Annotated in this window: 16 protein-coding genes; 7 read left to right on the top strand and 9 right to left on the bottom strand. The window is 71.1% G+C overall.

Annotation, left to right across the window (positions count from 1 at the left end; translation table 11 throughout):
* Positions 1 to 79 precede the first annotated feature (79 nt).
* From AC30N0_RS05180 to AC30N0_RS05155, 6 genes are read right to left on the bottom strand one after another with little or no spacing between them, the layout of a single operon-like run.
* Positions 80 to 754, bottom strand: a complete 675-nt coding sequence (locus AC30N0_RS05180) for a TorD/DmsD family molecular chaperone (protein ID WP_489516865.1) — start codon at positions 752 to 754, stop codon at positions 80 to 82.
* Positions 751 to 2,982: a 4Fe-4S dicluster domain-containing protein gene (locus AC30N0_RS05175; protein WP_489516864.1), complete on the bottom strand. Its 2,232-nt coding sequence runs from the start codon at positions 2,980 to 2,982 to the stop codon at positions 751 to 753. Before AC30N0_RS05175 ends, AC30N0_RS05180 begins: the two co-directional genes overlap by 4 nt.
* Complete coding sequence (locus tag AC30N0_RS05170; RefSeq protein WP_489516863.1) at positions 2,906 to 3,571, bottom strand: DUF3306 domain-containing protein; 666 nt, start codon at positions 3,569 to 3,571, stop codon at positions 2,906 to 2,908. The genes AC30N0_RS05175 and AC30N0_RS05170 overlap by 77 nt, the downstream gene beginning before the upstream one ends.
* On the bottom strand, positions 3,568 to 4,080 hold the full coding sequence (locus tag AC30N0_RS05165; protein WP_489516862.1) for a DUF3305 domain-containing protein: 513 nt from the start codon (positions 4,078 to 4,080) through the stop codon (positions 3,568 to 3,570). The genes AC30N0_RS05170 and AC30N0_RS05165 overlap by 4 nt, the downstream gene beginning before the upstream one ends.
* Before the next feature lie 4 nt (positions 4,081 to 4,084).
* Positions 4,085 to 5,176 carry an iron-sulfur cluster carrier protein ApbC gene (gene apbC, locus AC30N0_RS05160; RefSeq protein ID WP_489516861.1) on the bottom strand — a complete coding sequence of 364 codons (1,092 nt, stop codon included), beginning with the start codon at positions 5,174 to 5,176 and terminating at the stop codon, positions 4,085 to 4,087.
* A gap of 43 nt (positions 5,177 to 5,219) precedes the next feature.
* Positions 5,220 to 8,171, bottom strand: coding sequence for a CHASE3 domain-containing protein (locus AC30N0_RS05155; RefSeq protein WP_489516860.1), 2,952 nt, complete (start codon positions 8,169 to 8,171; stop codon positions 5,220 to 5,222).
* A gap of 58 nt (positions 8,172 to 8,229) precedes the next feature.
* On the opposite strand from AC30N0_RS05155, the gene metG reads away from it, so the two are divergent.
* From metG to AC30N0_RS05130, 5 genes are all read left to right on the top strand, one after another.
* Positions 8,230 to 10,347 carry a methionine--tRNA ligase gene (gene metG, locus AC30N0_RS05150; RefSeq protein WP_489516859.1) on the top strand — a complete coding sequence of 706 codons (2,118 nt, stop codon included), beginning with the start codon at positions 8,230 to 8,232 and terminating at the stop codon, positions 10,345 to 10,347.
* Between the two features lie 15 nt (positions 10,348 to 10,362).
* On the top strand, positions 10,363 to 12,159 hold the full coding sequence (locus AC30N0_RS05145) for a SulP family inorganic anion transporter (RefSeq protein ID WP_489516858.1): 1,797 nt from the start codon (positions 10,363 to 10,365) through the stop codon (positions 12,157 to 12,159).
* Between the two features lie 85 nt (positions 12,160 to 12,244).
* Positions 12,245 to 12,916 (top strand): hypothetical protein, encoded by a 672-nt coding sequence (locus AC30N0_RS05140; RefSeq protein ID WP_489516857.1) that lies wholly within the window; start codon positions 12,245 to 12,247, stop codon positions 12,914 to 12,916.
* Positions 12,917 to 12,986: 70 nt separating this feature from the next.
* On the top strand, positions 12,987 to 13,187 hold the full coding sequence (locus tag AC30N0_RS05135) for a DUF3460 family protein (RefSeq protein ID WP_489516856.1): 201 nt from the start codon (positions 12,987 to 12,989) through the stop codon (positions 13,185 to 13,187).
* Between the two features lie 13 nt (positions 13,188 to 13,200).
* Positions 13,201 to 14,025, top strand: a complete 825-nt coding sequence (locus AC30N0_RS05130; RefSeq protein WP_489516855.1) for a segregation and condensation protein A — start codon at positions 13,201 to 13,203, stop codon at positions 14,023 to 14,025.
* Positions 14,026 to 14,067: 42 nt separating this feature from the next.
* Here AC30N0_RS05130 and AC30N0_RS05125 read toward each other — a convergent pair whose 3' ends face one another.
* From AC30N0_RS05125 to AC30N0_RS05115, 3 genes are read right to left on the bottom strand one after another with little or no spacing between them, the layout of a single operon-like run.
* Positions 14,068 to 15,921 carry an ATP-binding response regulator gene (locus tag AC30N0_RS05125; protein ID WP_489516854.1) on the bottom strand — a complete coding sequence of 618 codons (1,854 nt, stop codon included), beginning with the start codon at positions 15,919 to 15,921 and terminating at the stop codon, positions 14,068 to 14,070.
* Positions 15,922 to 15,949: 28 nt separating this feature from the next.
* Complete coding sequence (locus tag AC30N0_RS05120) at positions 15,950 to 16,402, bottom strand: MaoC family dehydratase (RefSeq protein WP_489516853.1); 453 nt, start codon at positions 16,400 to 16,402, stop codon at positions 15,950 to 15,952.
* Positions 16,403 to 16,412: 10 nt separating this feature from the next.
* Positions 16,413 to 17,027: a ParA family protein gene (locus AC30N0_RS05115; protein ID WP_489516852.1), complete on the bottom strand. Its 615-nt coding sequence runs from the start codon at positions 17,025 to 17,027 to the stop codon at positions 16,413 to 16,415.
* 79 nt (positions 17,028 to 17,106) lie between these two features.
* Here AC30N0_RS05115 and AC30N0_RS05110 point away from each other — a divergent pair, with 79 nt between their 5' ends.
* Together AC30N0_RS05110 and AC30N0_RS05105 are read left to right on the top strand one after the other, a co-directional pair.
* Positions 17,107 to 18,927, top strand: coding sequence for a monovalent cation:proton antiporter-2 (CPA2) family protein (locus AC30N0_RS05110; RefSeq protein ID WP_489516851.1), 1,821 nt, complete (start codon positions 17,107 to 17,109; stop codon positions 18,925 to 18,927).
* 22 nt (positions 18,928 to 18,949) lie between these two features.
* Positions 18,950 to 19,229, top strand: a 280-nt coding sequence (locus AC30N0_RS05105) for a hypothetical protein (RefSeq protein ID WP_489516850.1), incomplete at its 3' end; no start/stop codon positions are given.

Below are 19,229 nucleotides of genomic sequence, written 5' to 3'. Positions count from 1 at the left end.
GAGCCTAGCAGGATACTGCAGGGCCATAAACCGGGTTAGCACCCGCGACGGAGGGGGTCGACCCCACCAGCGTCCGGGCTCAGGCGTCCAGCAACTCGAAGGCCTGCTTCTCGACCGCGAAGAAGTCCCTGGCGAAGACCGCGACGGCGCGATAGAAATCGGCCAGGGAATGGGCCTCGATCGCTTCGCACAGGGGGTCGACGACACCCCGCATGTGGGCGTCGAAGAAGCGTCGCTGCGTCGCGAGGTTGCTCGTGCCGACGTCCTCGCCGGCGATCAGGTAGCGCATCACCTCGCAGAGACTGGCGACGTGGTCCTCGGTCTCGCCGGAGCCTTCGGACCGCTCCAGGCCGAACTTACGCAGGTCGTCGCGCAGCTCGACGAGCGGCTTCTCGTTCAGCGCCCCCGCCAGGTAGTACGAGCCGTAGAGGAAGACCTCCGGCTTGCCGATGCCCTGGAACAGCGCATCGAACTCCCCGCGCACGCTTTCGAGCGGGAGCCGGCGCGCCGTGCCGACCAGATCGCGCCAGCTCGCCTCGAGGAAGGCGCCGGGCACCGGCGCCTCGGTCACGGCGACCGCGAACTGCGCGTACAGCGCCTCGTCCGGCGGGGTATGGAACAGCTGCGCCAGGAGGCCGTAGACCTCGGCGCGGGCCAGCTCCTCGGCGGCATCGGCCGAGGAGAGGCCGGGCGCAGCCGCGTCGTCGATCCCGGCCCTGGCGAGGGGGGGACCTGCCTTGGCGAGGTCGCTCACAGCTCGTCGATGCGCACTTCGCTCGCGCTGCTGTGGATGTCGACGACGCGGCAATCGCTGCACATGCGCAGCCGTTCGGCCGCGGCGCCCTGAAACATGGCATGGCCGGCGAGCTTGCCCAGCATCGCCTCCACCGCCTGCAGCGTGCCGAACGGCTTGGCGCACCGGATGCAGCGGTAGGGCTGGGCTTCGTTCAGGACGCGGGCCTGCCTGCGCGCCTTGCCGGCCTCGGCCAGGAGCAGGCGCGGCTGCAGCGTGATCGCGTCTTCCGGGCAGGTGCTGGCGCAGATGCCGCACTGGACGCAGTTCTTCTCGATGAAGCGGAGCTGCGGCAGGTCCGGGTTGTCGGCGAGCGCCGCCTCCGGGCAGGCGCCGACGCAGGCCAGGCAAAGCGTGCAGGCGCCGGCATCGACGACGATGGCGCCGAGCGGGCTCGCCGCCGGAAGGGCGATCTCGCCCTGCAGGGCCTGGGCATCCTGCATCAGGTGCTCGATGGCGAGGTCCAGCGTCGTCCGCTTCTCTGCCTGCACCGCGAAGGTGGCGGCGCGCCGGACCGTCGATGCCGGCGGGCGCTGCAGGGCGCGGTCGAGGCGCAGCAGGGCCTCTTCGGTGCGGCCGGCGAGCGGCGCCTTAGCCGCGACCGGGCCGGCGCCTGCGGGCTGCGCCTTGAGGCGCGAGACCTCGCCCCCGCCGACGATGCGGAAGTGCTCGCCGGCCATGCCCATCCCGGCCAGGATCGCTTCGGCCACCTGCATCTGCGCCGCGATCGCGTCCCGGTAGGCAGGCGCCTCCTCGTGCGTCACCAGGACCCAGACCTGCGACGCGCCGAAGGCGATCGCCGACAGCCAGAGATCGATGCCGACCGACGCCGTGTGCCAGACCTCGAGCGGCAGGACGCGCGCCGGCAGGCCCTGCACGGCCGGGTCGACGCGGGCCGCCCGGCCGAGCGCGTCGATGGCCCCGGCGCCTGCGCCCTGGCTGTGGATCAGCACGGCGGCGTCGCGGCCGCCGGCCCGCGCGTAGGTCGAGAGCAGGGTCCGGATGCGCGCGCCCTGCTCGTGCGGCCGCGGCACGGCGTACGTGAGGGCGCCGCTCGGGCACACCGTCGTGCATGCGCCGCAGCCGACGCACAGGTGCGGCTCGACGATGATTCCGCCCCGCACCGGCGACTCGCCGCTTCGCACCTCGCGCGTCGAGCCCTTCATCGACGCATCGCTGCGGATCGCCGCCGCGGAGCAGACGTCGATGCACGCGGTGCAGCCGATCTGCTCGTTGCGGCTGTGCGCGCAGATCTTCTGCTTGTACTGGAAGAACTTCGGCTTCTCGAAATCGCCGACGCACTCGCGCAGCTGCAGGACCGCGGCGATGAGCGCGGCATCGTCTGCCGCGTGGAAGTAGCCCTGCGGCGGCTGGTGCAGGGCGATCGCCGGCACGGCCTGCAGGTCGAGCACCAGGTCGAAGGACTCGGTCACCTCCTCGGCAGCGCGCTGGAAGTCGATCGCACCGGCGGCCTCGCAGGCCCGCACGCACTGGCGGTGGCCGGTGCAGCGGGCCAGGTCGATCTGGTAGGTGAAGTCGATCGCCTGCTCCGGGCAGACCTCGATGCAGGCATTGCAGCGCGTGCAGAGGTCGAGGTCGATCGGGTTGGCGCTCGACCAGCTCGCCTCGAAGGCACCGAGCCAGCCGCCGAGGCGGGTCAGCCGGCCGGCGTGGACCGGCATCGAGCGCGTCTGCGGCAAGGTGCCGCCCGGGCCGGGCAGGAGCAGGCTCACCTCCAGCTTGTCGCCGAGCATCGCGGCGGCGCGGACGGCGGCGTCGGCAGCGCCGATGACGAGCACGCGCCCTGCCGACGCGTACGACACGGTCGGCACCGGCTCGGCGTCGGCCAGCCGGGCGACGGCGAGCAGGGCCGCCGTCTTCGGCAGGGCCGCGGCAGCGTCCTTCGACCAGCCGCCGGTCTCGCGGATGTTGACGAAGCGGATCGGCCGCTCGGCGAGGCTCGGCACGCCTTCGGTCGCCTCGGCGAGCTCCAGGAAGAGCCGGCTTTCCTGCGTGCAGGCGACGAGCAGGTCGGCGCCGTCGCGGGCCGCGCGCTGGAACGCTCCGGCTTCGCGCCGGCAGAGGACGGAGTGGACGGTGGCGACGCCGGCGTCAGGCCCGAGGGCCCGGCTCAGGGCCGCGGCGTCCAGGGGCATCGTCCGGTTGCAGTCGCAGATCAGGGTCGTCATCGGGGCAGAGGTCGGGTGCCGGATCGGGCACGGAGGCAGCAGAGGAAGGCGCGGGAGCGGTCGGCGGGGGCGTCGCCGACTGTGCCAGCGGGGTGCGGGCGCCGCCATCCGGACAAGCCTGGGCCGCTGCCGGTGCGGCAGCCGGCGGGTCCGCGGCAGGTTCGTCGTCGAACAGCCCCAGCGACACCGCCTGGTTCATCAGGCGCAGCATCGCCGGCGGGATCGGATCGGCCTTGCCGTAGTCGTCGATGTAGGTGTCGAGCCCGTCCATGACATTGAAGTGCGGGTCGCTGAACAGCTTCTTCATCGCCGCGTTGCTGACGTCGCGGCCGACGCCGGGCTGGACGAAGCGCGAGTAGTCGGAACCGCGCGTCAAGGCCGCCACATCCTCCATCGTCGGCAAGGGAACGGGCTCGGCCGCCGCCGGAGCCGCGGGCGCGCCCGAAGCCGCAGGCGCGCCAGGCGAAGCGGCCTCGACCGCCGCCGGCCGCATCTCGGTCGAAGGCCGCGGCTGCGCGTCGGGTGGCGTCTTGTCGCCGGACTTTCGCCGCGCCCAGCGGGCGAGGAAGCCCTCGTCCGCCGTGCTCACCGCTCCCCCGGTGCGAGGAACGACTGCGGGCGACGGCGCTTCTTCGGCTGGGGCCGGTGGTGCTCGTCGGTGTAGGCCTGCAGCCAGGCGGCGAGCTCCGGCGCCAGCGGCACGTTGTCGACGTGTTCCTGCGCATCGAGCCAGCGCCCCGCCTCGTGGTACGACAGGCTCACCGTCTCGGGTGCGGCCCTCGACGGATCCGCCTCGTCGACGCGCCAGACGACGAACCAGACCGGCGCGCCCGAGCTCAGGTTCAGGTAGTAGCCCTCGGCCTGGTCGCGGTACAGCTCGAGCGCGAAGCCGGGGTGCAGGGTCAGCTGCCGCTTGCCGTCGTCGCGCAGCACGCGCGGCTCGCTGCCGAAGGCCGGCTCGTCGGCGACGACGTCGGCAATGCAGAAGCGCCAGTCCTCGTACCGGTTCGGCGCCGTCTCGCGCTCCATCACGACCGCCACACGGATGCCGGGGCGCTCGCGCTTGGGCGCGGGCTCCGGCGCCGGCTCGTCGTCCATCGCCTCAGGTGTCCTTGGAGACGCTGATGGTCGGAAACTTCGCCGAGAAGTCCTTGCTGCGCTGGGCGATCTTCACCGCGACCTGGCGCGCGACGCGCTTGTACAGGCCGGCGATCTCGCCGTCCGGGTCGCTGACCACGCTGGGCCGGCCGCTGTCGGCCTGGACCCGGATCGACAGGTTGAGAGGCAGGGCGCCGAGGTAGTCCATCTTGTACTCGGCGGCCAGGCGCTTGCCACCCTCCTCGCCGAAGATGTGCTCGACGTGGCCGCACTTCTCGCACACGTGCACGGCCATGTTCTCGACGATGCCGAGGATCGGCACGCCGACCTTCTCGAACATCTTGATGCCTTTCTTGGCATCGAGCAGGGCGATGTCCTGCGGCGTCGTCACGATCACCGCGCCGGTGAGCGGCACGCGCTGCGACATCGTCAGCTGGATGTCGCCGGTGCCGGGCGGCATGTCCACGATCAGGTAGTCGAGCTCGCTCCAGTTCGTCTGCCGCAGCAGCTGCTCGAGCGCCTGGGTGACCATCGGGCCGCGCCAGATCATCGGGTTGTCCTGCTCGACCAGGAAGCCGATCGACATCACCTGGACGCCGTAGTTCTCCATCGGCTCCATCGTCTTGCCGTCGGCCGACTCCGGCCGGCCCTCGATGCCCATCATCATCGGCTGGCTCGGGCCGTAGATGTCGGCGTCGAGGATGCCGACGCGGGCGCCCTCGGCGGCCAGCGCCAGGGCCAGGTTGACGGCCGTCGTGCTCTTGCCGACACCGCCCTTGCCCGACGCGACGGCGACGATGTTCTTCACGTTCGGCAGCAGCTGGACGCCGCGCTGCACGGCATGCGGAACCACCTTCGAGGCGACCCCGACGCTGACGTTCTGGACCCCGGCCACGCTGCGCGCGGCTTCGATCAGGCTGCGGCGCAGGCCCTCGATCTGGGTCTTCGCCGGATAGCCGAGCTCGACGTCGAAGGCGACGTCGCCGCCCTGTACGCGGAGGTTGCGAAGCTGCTTCGTGGAGACGAAATCGCGGCCGGTCTCGGGGTCGACGATGGCCTGGAGCGCCTTCTGGAGATCGGATTCGTTGACGGACATGAGAGGCGCTCTGGCAGCAACGGCGTGCCGCCTTCGGGCCAGTCTAGCGCAGCGATGTGGCGGCGAGATCGATCCCGCCGATGGCCCCGGCAAGCACACGCGAGACGTCCGGAAGGGTCGCCGGCTTGACGAGGTGGCCGTCGAAACCGGCGCTCGCGGAACGGCGCCGGTCCTCGTCCTGGCCCCAGCCGGTCACGGCGACGATGGCCATCTCCTCGCCCCAGGGCTCGGTGCGCAGGCGCCTGCACACCTCGTAGCCGTTCAGCCCCGGCAGGCCGAGGTCGAGCAGGACCGCTTCGGGGCGCAGCGTGGCGGCCCGCGCCAGGGCTTGGAGGCCGTCGCGGGCGATGTGCGCGTCGTGGCCTTCGAGCGCCAGCAGCATGGCCAGGGTGTCGGCGCTGTCCTCGTTGTCGTCGACGACCAGGATGCGCAGCGGCCGCAGCGCGGCGACAGGGCCTGCGGCATCGACGGGCGCGCGCCGCTCCTCGTTCGCCACCGGCAGGGTGACCACGAACTCGCTGCCCCGATGCAGCCCCTGGCTCCTGGCCTCGATCGCGCCGCCGTGCAGGTCGACGAGGCGCCTGACCAGGTTCAGGCCGATGCCGAGCCCGCCCTGCGACCGGTCGAGCGAGGCGTCGACCTGCGAGAACATCTCGAAGACGCTGCGCAGGTGCTCGGCGGCGATGCCGATGCCGTCGTCGCGGACCGAGACCACGGCGCGCTGCCCTTCGCGCCACGCCCTCACCTCGATCCGGCCGCGCTCGGGGGTGAACTTCAGGGCATTGCCGATCAGGTTGGCGAAGACCTGCGCCAGACGTGCCGGATCGGCGTCGAGCGGCACCTCGGCCGCCGGCAGCGCCGCCTCGAGCGTCTGGCGGGCGCGCTCGGCCGCCGGGCGCAGGCTGTCGACGGCCTGCTCGAGGATCCCGACCAGGTCGACGCGCTCGCGCCGCAACGTGAGCTTGTCGAGGCGGATCCGGCTGACGTCGAGCAGGTCGTCGATGAGGCGCACCAGGTGCTCGACCTGGCGGACCATCAGCCCGCGGGCGTGCTCGAAGCGCTGCGGGTCATCGGGGGCGAGCTGAAGGATGGCCAGCGAGTTGCGCAACGGGGCGAGCGGGTTGCGCAGCTCGTGCGCCAGGGTCGCCAGGAAATCGTCCTTGCGCTTGTCGGCCGCCTGCAGCGCCTGCACCGCCGCGGCCTCGCGGGTCCGGTCGCCGACGATGCCCAGGATGCGGACGACGGCCCCCTGCGCATCGCGCAGCGGGCTGGCCCGGGCCCAGATGTGGCGGACCTCGCCGTCCGCGCGCAGGATCCGGCAGGCGATGTCCCAGTTGCCGCCGCTGGCCGTCGCTGCGCCGATGGCCTGCTCGATCCCGGGACGGTCCTCCGGCAGCACGTGGCGCAGGAACATTGCGACGTTCCAGTCCGGCAGCATCTTGGCGTACCCGAAGATGCGGTCGTGGCCCGGTGTCCGGCTGGCCGTGCCGTCGGCCGGGTCGAGCTCCCACTGACCCAGCCCGGCCGCGTCCAGCGCGAAACGCAGGCGCGCGTCGCTGTCCTCGAGGCAGCGGCTGATCCGCTTCTGGTCGGTGACGTCGATGGCGTTGCTGACGAGCATGCGCCGGCCGGCAGCGTCGCTGCCCAGGGGCGCGGTAAAGAAGTGCCAGGTGCGCGTCTGGCCGCTCGCCGTGGTGATCGAGCGCTCGCCGCTGTCGACGACGGCGGCCAGGCCGAACATGCCCTGGAGCGCCTCGAGGATCTCCTCGCCGCGCGGGCCGTAGGCCTTCGAGGTCCAGTCGCGCAGGCAGGGGATGTCGGCCGCACGGTGGCCCGAGATGCCGGTCCAGGCATCGTTGACCAGCACCACTTCCCCGTCCTCGGCATAGACCATCGTCGGGATCGCCATCTGCATGACGGTGCCGCGCAGCTGCGCCTGGGCATCGGCGAGCGCCCGTTCGTTGCGCTTGCGCTCGGAGCTGTCGCGAAAGACGAGGACGCAACCGGCGGCGCGTCCGTCGCCCGAGCGGATGGGCGCGGCGCTGTCGTCGATGGTCAACGCCGTGCCGTCGCGCCGCAACAGCAGCGCGTCCGGGGTCAGGCCGACGGCGGCACCGTCGCGCAGTGCCCGCGTCGCCGGGCTCTCGAGCGGCTCGCGGTGGGCCTCGCCGATGATCCGGAACACGGTCGCGAGCGGCTGCCCGAGGGCCTCCTGCTCGCTCCAGCCGGTGAGCGACTCGGCCACCGCGTTCACGCTCGTGATCCGGCCCTGGGCATCGGTCGCGATCACGGCGTCGCCGATGCTGGCCAGGGTGATGCGGGACTTCTCCGCCTCGGCCGCCAGCGCCGCCGCGGCGCGGGCGTGGGCGCGCAGGTGGCGGCCGAACAGGAGCGCGAAGGCGAGCACCGCCAGCAGGGCCGTCACACCGCTGACGAGACCCGAGGCGAGGGCGTTGCGGTAGGTGCTGTCGGCAGCGGCGTGGCGCTCCTGCAGCCTGCGCCCCTCTACGGCGCTCATGCCCTCGAGGCTGGAGCGCACGGTCCCCATCTCGGCGACGCCGGCGCCGGACAGGATCGCTTCCCGGGCGGCGTCGAAGCCGAGCCGGCGCCGCAGGTCGATCGTCCGGGCGAGCTCGGCGAGCTCGGCCTGCACATGCCGCCGCGCTTGCGAGAGACGTTCCTGCTGGCCCGGATCGTCCACGAGCAGCCGGCCGAGTTCGCCGAGCTGGTCGCCGATCGAGCTGCCGGCCGCCTCGTAGGGGGCGAGGTACTCGTCGCTGCCGGTGAGCACGAAACCGCGCTGACCGCGTTCGGCGTCGTCGAGCAGCAGGCGCAGCTTGTCGAGCGCTCGCAGCACCTCGCCGCTCTGCTGCACCCGGGTCGTGTCGTGCCGGAGCTGACTGATGTTGGAGACCGTCACGGCCATGTTCCAGGCCAGCAGCACCAGCGCCAGCGTGGACCCGGCGACGAGCGTCGCGCTGATGTTGCGCTGCATGGCCGAATTCTGGCAGAGCGTCCCTAAAATCCGACGTTTACCGGCCGCCGGTCACCCCATGTCCCGCAAGCTCTTCGTCACGACCGCCCTGCCGTACGCCAACGCGCCGTTCCACATCGGCCACATGATGGAGTACATCCAGGCGGACATCTGGGTGCGGTTCCAGCGGATGCAGGGTCATCAGGTGCATTTCGTCTGCGCCGACGATGCGCACGGCGCCCCGATCATGATCGCCGCCGAGAAGGCCGGCAAGTCGCCGCAACAGTTCGTGGCCGAGATCGCCGCCGGCCGGCAGCCCTACCTCGACGGCTTCCACATCTCCTTCGACAACTGGCATTCGACCGACGGTGCCGAGAACCATGCGCTGGCGAAGGACATCTACCTGCACCTGCGCAAGGAAGACCTCATCGCGGTCAAGAGCGTCGAGCAGTTCTTCGACCCGGTGAAGTCGATGTTCCTGCCCGACCGCTACGTCAAGGGCGAGTGCCCGGTGTGCGCCGCGAAAGACCAGTTCGGCGACAGCTGCGAGGTCTGCGGCTCGGTCTATGCGCCGACGGCGCTGAAGAACCCGACCTCGGCGCTGACCGGCTCGGTGCCGGTGCTGAAGTCGAGCGAGCACTACTTCTTCCAGCTCTCGTCGCAGCGCTGCCTCGACTTCCTGCAGGCGTGGACGCACGAGCCCGGGCGGCTGCAGCCGGAGGTGCTGAACAAGATCAGCGAGTGGTTCAAGGTCGACGAGCACGGCCACGGCGGCCTCGCCGACTGGGACATCAGCCGCGACGCGCCCTACTTCGGGATCGAGATTCCCGACGCGCCCGGCAAGTATTTCTATGTGTGGCTGGACGCGCCGGTGGGCTACCTGGCGTCGCTGAAGAACTGGTTCGACCGCGGCGGCGCGAAGACCAAGGGCGAGACGCGCTCCTTCGACGAGTTCATGGCCGACCCGGCTGTCGAGCAAGTGCACTTCATCGGCAAGGACATCACCTACTTCCACACCCTGTTCTGGCCGGCGATGCTGAAGTTCAGCGGCCGCAAGGTGCCGGACCGCATCCACGTGCACGGCTTCATCACCGTCAGCGGCGAGAAGATGAGCAAGAGCCGCGGCACCGGCATCTCGCCGCTTCGCTACCTCGAGATCGGCATGAACGCCGAGTGGCTGCGCTACTACATCGCCGCCAAGCTGAACTCGCACGTGGAGGACGTCGAGTTCAACCCGGACGACTTCGTCGCCCGCGTCAACAGCGACCTCGTCGGCAAGTACGTGAACATCGCCAGCCGCGCCGCCGGCTTCCTGAACCGGCTGTTCGACGGCCGGGTCGACGAAGGCGCGCAGCGCCAGGTCGACGCCATGGTGCGCGAAGGCCGGTACGCGACGCTCATCGGCGACCTCTGGGAGACGCGCGAGTTCGGCAAGGCGCTGCGCACGGCGATGGAGTTCGCCGACCTGGCCAACCAGGCCTTCGATGCCAAGAAGCCCTGGGAGCTGGCGAAGAAGGACGCCGCCGCGTCGCGCGCCGACCTGCACGCCACGTGCTCGGCGAGCGTGCGCGCCTTCCAGCACATCACCTGCTGGTTGAAGCCAGTCCTGCCGATGCTCGCGGCCGAGGCCGAGCGCTTCCTCGGCAGCGCGCCGCTGGTCTGGTCGGAGAGCCCGCCCTTGCTGACGCGGATCGGCACCTACCGGCACCTGATGCAGCGCGTCGACGCCAAGCAGATCGATGCCCTCTTCGACGCGCCCGCCGCGGCCGCGCCCGCATCGATCGTCGCCCCGGCGCCCGCGCCCGCTGCCGCGACGGAAATCGCCCTTCCCCTTCCCGGCGGCGAAGCGATCGCGCCCGGCATCGGCATCGAGGACTTCGCCAAGCTCGACCTGCGCATCGCCCGCATCGTCGCCTGCGAGAAGGTCGAGGGATCGAAGAAGCTGCTCAAGCTGACGCTCGACGTCGGCGAGGCGCGCATGCGGGTCGTCTTCAGCGGCATCCAGTCGGCCTACACGCCGGAGCAGCTGGTCGGCAGGCTGACCGTCGTGGTCGCCAACCTCGCCCCGCGGCAGATGAAGTTCGGCCTCAGCGAAGGCATGGTCCTCGCCGCATCGCATGCGGACGACAAGTCGCAGCCCGGACTCTTCATCCTCGAGCCGCACAAGGGTGCGGTGCCCGGCCTGCGCGTTCGCTGAACGCCGGCCGGGACGATGACGGCGCCGCCCTCCGAACCGACGGCAGCCGCACCCGGCGAGACCGGTCGGGAGCGGATCGCGGCGCGCCTGCACACCTTCCGGCCTCGCCTGCTCGATTCGCTCGCCGACTACGACCGGCGGCGCTTCCTGGCCGATGCCGCGGCCGGCATCACCGTCGGCATCGTTGCCCTGCCGCTGGCCATGGCCTTCGCCATCGCCAGCGGCGTCAAGCCCGAGCAGGGCATCTTCACGGCCATCATCGCCGGCTTCCTGATCTCGGCCCTCGGCGGCTCGAACGTGCAGATCGGCGGCCCGGCCGGCGCCTTCATCGTCATCGTCTACGGCATCGTCCAGCGCTACGGCGTCGCCAACCTGATCATCTCGACCGTGCTCGCCGGCGTGATCCTGATGGCGCTCGGCTGGTTCAAGCTCGGCGCCCTGGTCCGGCTGATCCCGATCTCCATCGTCATCGGCTTCACCAATGGCATCGCGGTGCTGATCGCTCTTTCGCAACTGAAGGACCTGCTCGGCCTCGACTTCGGCAAGGTGCCGGCCGACTTTTTCGCCCAGGCGCACGCCATCGCCATGCACGCCCGGGACGCCAATCCCTACGCCATCGGCCTGGGCCTCGCCTGCCTGTTCGGCCTGCTGCTCTGGGCCAGGCTGGCGGCACCGCCGCGACCGGGTGCGCGTGACGGAACGGCTGCCGGAGCCCAACCCGCGACGTCTCCGATGGCGCTGTGGACCCGGCACGCGCTGCACCGGGCCACGCGCATCCCCGGGCCGATCGTCGCCCTCGTCGGCCTGTCTGCGCTCGCCGCCTGGCTCGACTTCCCGGTCGAGACGATCGGCACCCGCTTCGGGGGCATCCCGCAGGCCCTGCCGGCCTTCGTCTGGCCCGACTTCGACTGGGCCAGCGTGCAGCGCCTGTTCGTGCCGACCGTCACCATCGCCCTCCTCGGCGCGGTCGAGTCGCTGCTCTGCGCCCGCGTCGCCGACGGCCTGACGACGCAGAAGCGCCACGACCCGAACCAGGAGCTGATGGCGCAGGGCGTGGCCAACATCGTGACGCCGTTCTTCGGCGGCATCCCGGCCACCGGAACGATCGCCCGCACCGTGACCAACGTCCGCGCCGGCGGGACCAGCCCGGTGGCCGGGATCGTGCATGCCGCGGTGCTGCTGGTCATCGTGCTCGTCGCCGCGCCGCTCGCCGCCAGCGTGCCACTGCCGGTGCTCGCCGGCATCCTCCTCTTCATGGCCTGGAACATGGGCGAGTGGCACGCGTTCCGGCGCCTCGGTGCCTTTGCCGTCGAGTACCGGGCCAAGCTGGTCGGCACGTTCCTGCTCACCGTGATGGTCGACCTCACGGTGGCGATGGAGGTGGGCCTGGCGATCGCCTGCATCGTCTTCGTCTACCGGATGAGCGCGCTGTTCCGCGTCGAACCGGACCGTGCCCCCGCGCCGCCGGGGGTCGCCGTCTACAGCCTGTACGGGCCGCTGTTCTTCGCCGCGGTCGCCAAGCTGGAGTCGGTCGCCGACGAGCTGCCGCCGGGAACGACGGTGCTCGTGCTCGATGCGCATCAGCTCGTCTCGACCGACGCGTCCGGGCTGAACGCGATCGAGAACCTGCACCGCGCCCTCGCCCGCGCCGGCGTGCGGCTGGTCGTCGCCGGTTTCAACGAGCAGCCGCTGCAGGCGCTCAGGCAGTCGGGCATCGACACGGTCATCGGCGCGGAGAACCTGTTCTCCGATCGCCAGGCCGCGTTCGCGGCCCTCGCCGGTCGCAGCGACGGCAGGCCCGGGGCGACGTAGTCCACGAAATCCGGCCCGCCTGCGACGAGCCCTGCGATATGCTTTCCGCGGGCACTCCGCCCTTGCGTCCTAGCAGGCCTGGCCCGTGGGTTATCTCGACGAATTGAAGCGCCAGGCCGAGGAGGCGCGCGCGCAACAGACGCAGGACATCGGCGCGCTGCAGCGCAACGCGATGGTCACCGACTCCGCCTGCCAAGTCGCGGCACGCTACCTGAACACGCTGGCCCAGCAGCTCAACGTCCTGCAGCCAGCCTCGAAGGCCGTCTGGCGCCTCGACAACCGCACCGTCTTCAACCAGCTCCGCTTCGGCGACTTCCGAGCCGACTCGCGCATGAAGAAGCTCCGCCATGCCGAGGTGTTCGACCATGTGGTCCTCAACTTCTCGGCGCGCACCGGGCAGCGGGTGACGCTCGCCAAGGACTTCCCGCCCGAGATCGAGAAGCTCGAGTCGCGCCTGCGCCAGTGCGGAGCGAACTTCGACAGCGAGGTGATCCGCGACCCGGCGAACGGTCGCTTCGTCGAGAAGCGCTTCCAGTTCGTCGCCGATTTCGTCAGCAGCGTTCGCCTGCTGCCGGAGCACGACGCGGCCCGGATCGACTTTCTGATCGTCAACCTCGACGGCTTCGAGACCGTGCGGGTGAGTTTCCCCGCCTTCGAGGTCGGCTCAGCCCGCCTCGACGACCTGGCGCGCTGGATCGTCGGCGAGCCGCACCAGTTCCTGCGCGACGGCCAGCACCTGCGCCGGGTCATGGCCTAGCCTCCCGCCGGCCTCGGTCGTGGCCACGGCCGGTAGACTTGCCGCTTTCGCGCCCAGGCCCGTACCACCCATGCCGCTCTTCTGGAAGCCCTACACCTCCGACATCACGAACCTGATCCAGGAGCTGAAGGCCAGGAACCCCTCGCTCGAGGACGAGCAGCGGCGCGGCCGCGCGCTCTGGTGGGACCGCCGCGTCGACCGGGTCGCCCAGGACGAGTACGACGACTCACGGGTGCGCCAGCAGCCCTACGTCTACCACAGCAAGCCCTGAGGGCGCGACCCTGATGCACGACATGCCGGTCGCCGAGGCCGAAGTGGCCGTCGTCGACCACATCGCGGTCGCGCGGCTCTACGGCGAGCCGCTGTTCGACCTACCGACCGACCTCTACATCCCGCCCGACGCGCTCGAGGTCTTCCTCGAGGCCTTCGAGGGCCCGCTCGACCTCCTGCTCTACCTGATCCGCCGGCAGAACTTCAACATCCTCGACATCCCGCTGGCCAGCGTCACTCGCCAGTACCTGGCCTACGTCGAGCAGATCCGTCGCTCGAACCTCGAGCTCGCCAGCGACTACCTGCTGATGGCCGCGATGCTGATCGAGATCAAGTCGCGCATGCTGCTGCCGCCGAAGAAGACGGCCGACGGTCGCGAAATCGAGGACCCGCGCGCCGAGCTCGTGCGCCGCCTCGTCGAGTACGAGCAGATGAAGCTCGCCGCGGCGCGGCTCGATGCGCTGCCGCTGCTCGGCCGCGACTTCCTGCCCGCCAGGGTGGCGATCGAGGAAGAGCCGGCGACGCGCCTGCCGGCGGTCGACGTCGCCGACCTGCGCGACGCCTGGCTCGAGATCCTCAAGCGCGCCCGCCTCAACCAGCACCACCTGATCTCGCGCGAGCACCTCAGCGTGCGCGAGCACATGAGCGGCGTCCTGCGCGCCCTGCAGGGCCGGCGCTTCGCCCTGTTCGAGGAGCTGTTCGACGCCAGCCGGGGCATGCCCGTGGTCGTCGTCACCTTCATCGCCCTGCTCGAGCTCGCCCGCGAACACCTGCTCGAGGTGACGCAGGCCGAGGCCTTCGCCCCGATCTACGTCAGGCTGGCCTACCAGCCGACGTAGGCATCCGGGCGGCAGCGGCCGCGCAGGCTCTGTCCAGGACTGTTAGCGGGCGGCCAGCTTGAAGGCAATCATGGCCCGCAGCTTGTTCGGCAGGACCGGCTTGACGAGGACGTGGAAGTCGTGCTCGACCGCCTCCTGTTCGTGCCCGCTCAGGGTGCTGCCGGTCACGACGATCGCCGGCAGGTCGGCGCCGAAGCGGTTGCGCAGCAAGGTAATGGCGGCCACGCCCGTCGCCCCGGGCTCGAGGCGGTAGTCGGCGATGACCAGCGAGGGCTGCGCCACGGACGGGTCGCCCGCCTCGGCCCAGGCCCGCGTCGCCGCGACGCTGTCGAGCGCCACGACGCTCGCGCCCCAGCCGGCAAGCAGCACCTGCAGCCCCGCGCGCACCGCGGGTTCGTCCTCGACGATGACGATGAGGCGGCCCGTCAGGCTGATGCCGGGCGGCTCTTTGCCGGCTCCCGCGCGAGCCGGAGCACGCGCCTCGTGCCCCAGCGGCAGCTCGAGCGTGAACACCGAGCCGCGGCCGACCTCGGACGACAGGGCGAGCGGCGCGTCCATCAGCGCCGCCAGCCGCCTGACGATCGCCAGGCCCAGGCCCAGCCCCTTCTTTTGCTCGGCGGTCCGCGTCGCCGTGCCCGGCACCTGGTAGAACTCCTCGAAGACGCGGGCGCGTTCTTCGGCGCGGATGCCCGGCCCGGTGTCCCAGACCTGCAGCAGCAGGCGGCCGGCGCGGCGACGGCAGCTCAGCAGCACGGTGCCGTCGGTGGTGTAGCGGATGGCGTTGCCGACCAGGTTGCGGACGATGCGCTCGACGAGCAGCGGATCGGCCAGGGCCACGTGCTGGCCACCGCGGATGCGCAGGCCGAGCCCCTTCTCGAACGCCGCCGGCTCGCAGTGCAGGCGGATCTTGCGGAAGATCTCGGCCATCGCGAAGCTCTCCGGATTCACCTCGACGCCGCCGCTGTCGATGCGGGTGATGTCGAGCAGCTCGGAGAACAGGCCCTCGAGCGCGTCGACCGACTCGTTGACGCTGTTGACGAGCTGCGCCACCTCCGGCTCGTGCGTGCGCTGCCGCAGCGCCTCGGCGAACAGGCCCATCGCGTGCAGCGGCTGGCGCAGGTCGTGGCTGGCGGCGGCGAAGAACTGGGTCTTCGAGCGGTTCGCCACTTCGGCCTCGTGCCGTGCCGCAACGGCGACTGCCTTCTCCGCGGCGAGCTGGACGGCCAGCGCCTCGGTGCGCAGCTTCAGGTCGATGACGCCGTCGAACGACTGCCGGTAATTGCGGCCGAGCAGGATCGTCATGCCCATGGCCACGGTCATCACCAGCGCGATGCGCCAGCCGTGCTCCGGGTCCTGCAGGGCAACGCGGGCGATCGCCGGCACGAAGACGAGGAGGACGAAGGCGACGAAGAGGCGGAACTGCGGCGACAGGATCGGCACGCAGGCGACGCAGAAGGTGTAGACGATGAGGACCAGCCCGAGCTGGTGCAGCCCGGTCCCGTAGGGCGAGAAGAACCACGCCGCCGCGCCCCAGAGCGCGCCGGAGGCCAGCACGCCCACGTGCCAGGTGCGCAGCCGCCGCGCCAGGTGCGCCGCCGTGCGCGGCTCGAATCGCTCGAAGCGAAGCGCGAGCCAGACCCGCGCCAGCCACACCGCGACGAAGGCGAGCCCCCAGGCCAGGCGCAGGCTCGGGGGCGCGACGCTGGCGAAGATGATCTGCACGATCGCGGCGCCGACCGCGTGACCCGCCAGCGACGTGCGGTTGAAGGCGAAGGTGCTGCGGACGTGGTCGCGCAGGAGCAGGAAGGCGTCGACCGGCGCCGGCCCGGCGGCGGCGGCGGGACCGGCCACAGCCGGTCCGTGCGGTGCGATCAGGACCTGGGTGGCGCCGGCCATGATCGCGAGATCGCCAGCAGCCCGTACGTCAGACGAAGCGTCGCGACAGCGACTCGGCGACGCAGACCGGCTTGTCGAAGCCCTCGCGTTCCATCGTCACTTCCATCGTCACCTGCGCGCCGCCGTCGAGAGGCTCGTACCTGAGGAGCTTGAAGCGCCCGCGCAGCCGGCTGCCGCTCGGCACCGGCGCCGGAAATCGGACCCGGTTCAGGCCGTAGTTCACGCCCATGCGCGTGCCCTCGACGCTGAACGCCGACGCGCTCATCTCGGGCAGCAGCGAGAGCGTCAGGAAGCCGTGCGCGATGGTCGTCCCGAACGGCCCCGCCTTCGCGCGCTCGGCGTCCAGGTGGATCCACTGGTGGTCGTTGGTCGCCTCGGCGAAGAGCCGGATGCGCTCCTGCGTCACATCGATCCAGTCGCTGACGGCGACCTCCTGGCCGACGAGCGACTCGAGTTCGGCGAGGCTGCGGAAGATTCTCATGGTGGCCCGTTCAGTTCACCCAGGTGACGATCGGCGCCCACTGGTCGCGGTCGCCGGCGAAGCGCGTCGAGGCGACGTCCCACAGCGTCAGTCCGTGCGCCGCCAGGTGCACGTAGTTCTGCGTGTCGCGCAGGAAGGCGAGCAGGGGCACGCGCACGCCCTGGAGGAAGGTGCGCAGCTGGTCGGTCGAGATCGTGCCCTCGCGGGTGCGCATGCCGACCACGGCGATGGAGACCTTGTCGCTGCGCCGGTGTGCGAGCAGATGGCCGATGAAGTCGTGCGTGGCGTGGATGTCGAAGATGCTCGGCTGCAGCGGCACCAGCACCTTGTCGGCGAGCTTCATGACCTCGTCGAGGCGGCGCCCGTGCAGGCCGGCCGGGGTGTCGAGCACGACATGGGTCGTGCCCTTGGGCGGCCGCACGACCTCGCCGTCGCCGGCCTCCCAGGCGGCGATCCTCGGCAGGCCCGCGGGACGCAGGTCCAGCCAGGTCCGCGACGATTGCTGGCGGTCGACGTCGCCCAGCATGACCGCCTTGCCGCGCGATGCGAGGTAGCCCGCGAGGTTGGTCGACAGCGTCGTCTTGCCCACGCCTCCCTTCGGATTCGCGACCACGATCACCGGCATGCCGCCCTCCTTCTCGTTTTGCAGGTATGTTACGGCGCCCGCCAGAATCGGGCCATCGGATCGGGGTGGAGGGACCCACGTGGCAGTCGAAAGCGGAGCAGGCGATCTCGTCCGTGTCGTGGCCCTGCTCGGCGCAACCGTCGTGGCCGTGCCCCTGTTTAGGCGCCTCGGCCTCGGCTCGGTGCTCGGCTACCTCGCCGCGGGACTCGCCATCGGCCCGTTCGGCCTGGCCCTCTTCACCGACCCGCAAGCGATCCTTCATGTCGCCGAGCTCGGCGTCGTGATGTTCCTCTTCATCGTCGGCCTCGAGATGCAGCCGACGCGGCTCTGGGGCATGCGCCGGCAGATCTTCGGGCTGGGCAGCCTGCAGGTGTTCGCGGCGGGCGCCCTGCTCACCGGCATCGGCATCGGCGCCGGCCTCGCGCCGGTGGTCGCCTTCATCGCCGCGATGGGCTTCGTGCTCACGTCGACGGCGATCGTCATGCAGATCATCGAGGAGCGGGGGGTCGGGGCGACGGAGCCGGCGCAGCGCATCGTCGCCATTTTGCTTCTCGAGGACCTCGCCATCGTGCCGCTGCTGGCCATCGTCGCCCTGCTCGTGCCGGCCGGCGCCGTCGGCACCGCCGGTGCGCGCTGGCACGAGGTGGCGATCGCGATCGGCACGCTGGCGGCGCTCGTCGGCGCCGGCGTCTGGCTGCTGAACCCGCTGTTCCGCCTGCTCGCCAAGTCGGGCGCGCGCGAGGTGATGACGGCGGCGGCGCTGCTCGTCGTCCTCGGCGCGGCGCTGCTCATGCAGCTCGGCGGCCTGTCGATGGCGATGGGCGCCTTCCTCGCCGGCGTGCTGCTGTCCGAGTCGACCTTCCGGCACCAGCTCGAGGCCGAGATCGAGCCGTTCCGCGGCCTGCTCCTCGGCCTCTTCTTCCTCGGCGTCGGCATGGCCCTCGACCTCGGCGTGATCGGCACCGACTGGCGCCCGATCCTCGGCTGGGTCGCCGCGTTCATGGTCGTCAAGGCCGGTGCCATCTACGCCGTGGCGCGGGCGACGAAGTCGGCGCCGCGCGAAGCGATCTACCGCAGCGCCCTGATGGCACAGGGCGGCGAGTTCGCGTTCGTGCTTTACAGCACGGCTGCGGCAAGCGGCATCCTCGATGCGCGCACCCACGCCGTGTTCACGACCGTCGTCATCGCCTCGATGGCCCTGACGCCGCTGGTCATGCTCCTGATCACCAGGCTGATGCCGGCGGCCGCAGCGAAGTCGATGGACGGGATCGAATCCGCCGACGGCCTCGTCGCCAGCGTGCTCGTGATCGGCTTCGGGCGCTTCGGGCAGATCGCCTCCCAGGCGCTCCTGGCGCGCGGCGTCAGCGTCAGCATCATCGACAACGACACCGACATGATCCGGGCCGCCGGCGCCTTCGGCTTCAAGGTCTACTACGGCGACGGCAAGCGGCTGGACGTGCTGCACGCCAGCGGCGCGAGCAAGGTGCAGGCGATCGCCGTCTGCGTGGACAAGCCCGACGACGCGCTGAAGATCACCGAGCTCGTCCGCGACGAGTTCCCGCTGGTCAAGGTGCTGGTCCGCGCCTACGACCGCGGTCATGCCCTCAAGCTGATCGATCTCGGCGTCGAGTACCAGATCCGCGAGACGCTCGAGTCGGCGCTGCGCTTCAGCGAGGCGGCGCTGGTGGCGCTCGACGTGCCGGCAGAGGAAGCGGCCGAGCTGGTCGCCGACGTCCGCCGCCGCGACGCGCGTCGCCTCGCCGTGCAGCAGACGAGCGGCGACTTCCGCGCCGGCCGCGACCTGCTGCGCGGCAACGTCGTCCGGCCGGCACCGCTGACGCCAGCGGCCGGCGAGCGCCAGCCGCTCGGCGACGAGGTGGCCGACGCGCCGTCACGCTGACCGCGCCAGCGCCCACCGGACCATGAACGACGCCGTCACCCTCCCGTTCTGGCTGTTCGCCGTTGTCGCCGCGCTGGCGGCGTGGACCGTGGCGACGCGGCTCCTGATGCCGGCGCTGCGCTGGTTCGTCGCCGGCCGCAGCAACGTCGTCCTCGAGGAGGTGTCGTCGCGCCTGCGCATCGGCGTGCGGCCGTTCCAGCGCACCCGCCGCCAGGTGCTGATCCATCGCCTGCTCGGCGACCCGAAGGTGCAGGCCGCCGTCGAGCAGCACGCGGCCGAGCACAAGCTGGCGCTGCCGGCCG

It is taken from the genome of Rhizobacter sp. (assembly GCF_031412495.1).
Taxonomy (GTDB): domain Bacteria; phylum Pseudomonadota; class Gammaproteobacteria; order Burkholderiales; family Burkholderiaceae_C; genus Schlegelella_A.
The sequence above is the reverse complement of the archived record's forward strand: the minus strand, read 5'-3'. Positions and strand labels throughout refer to the sequence as shown.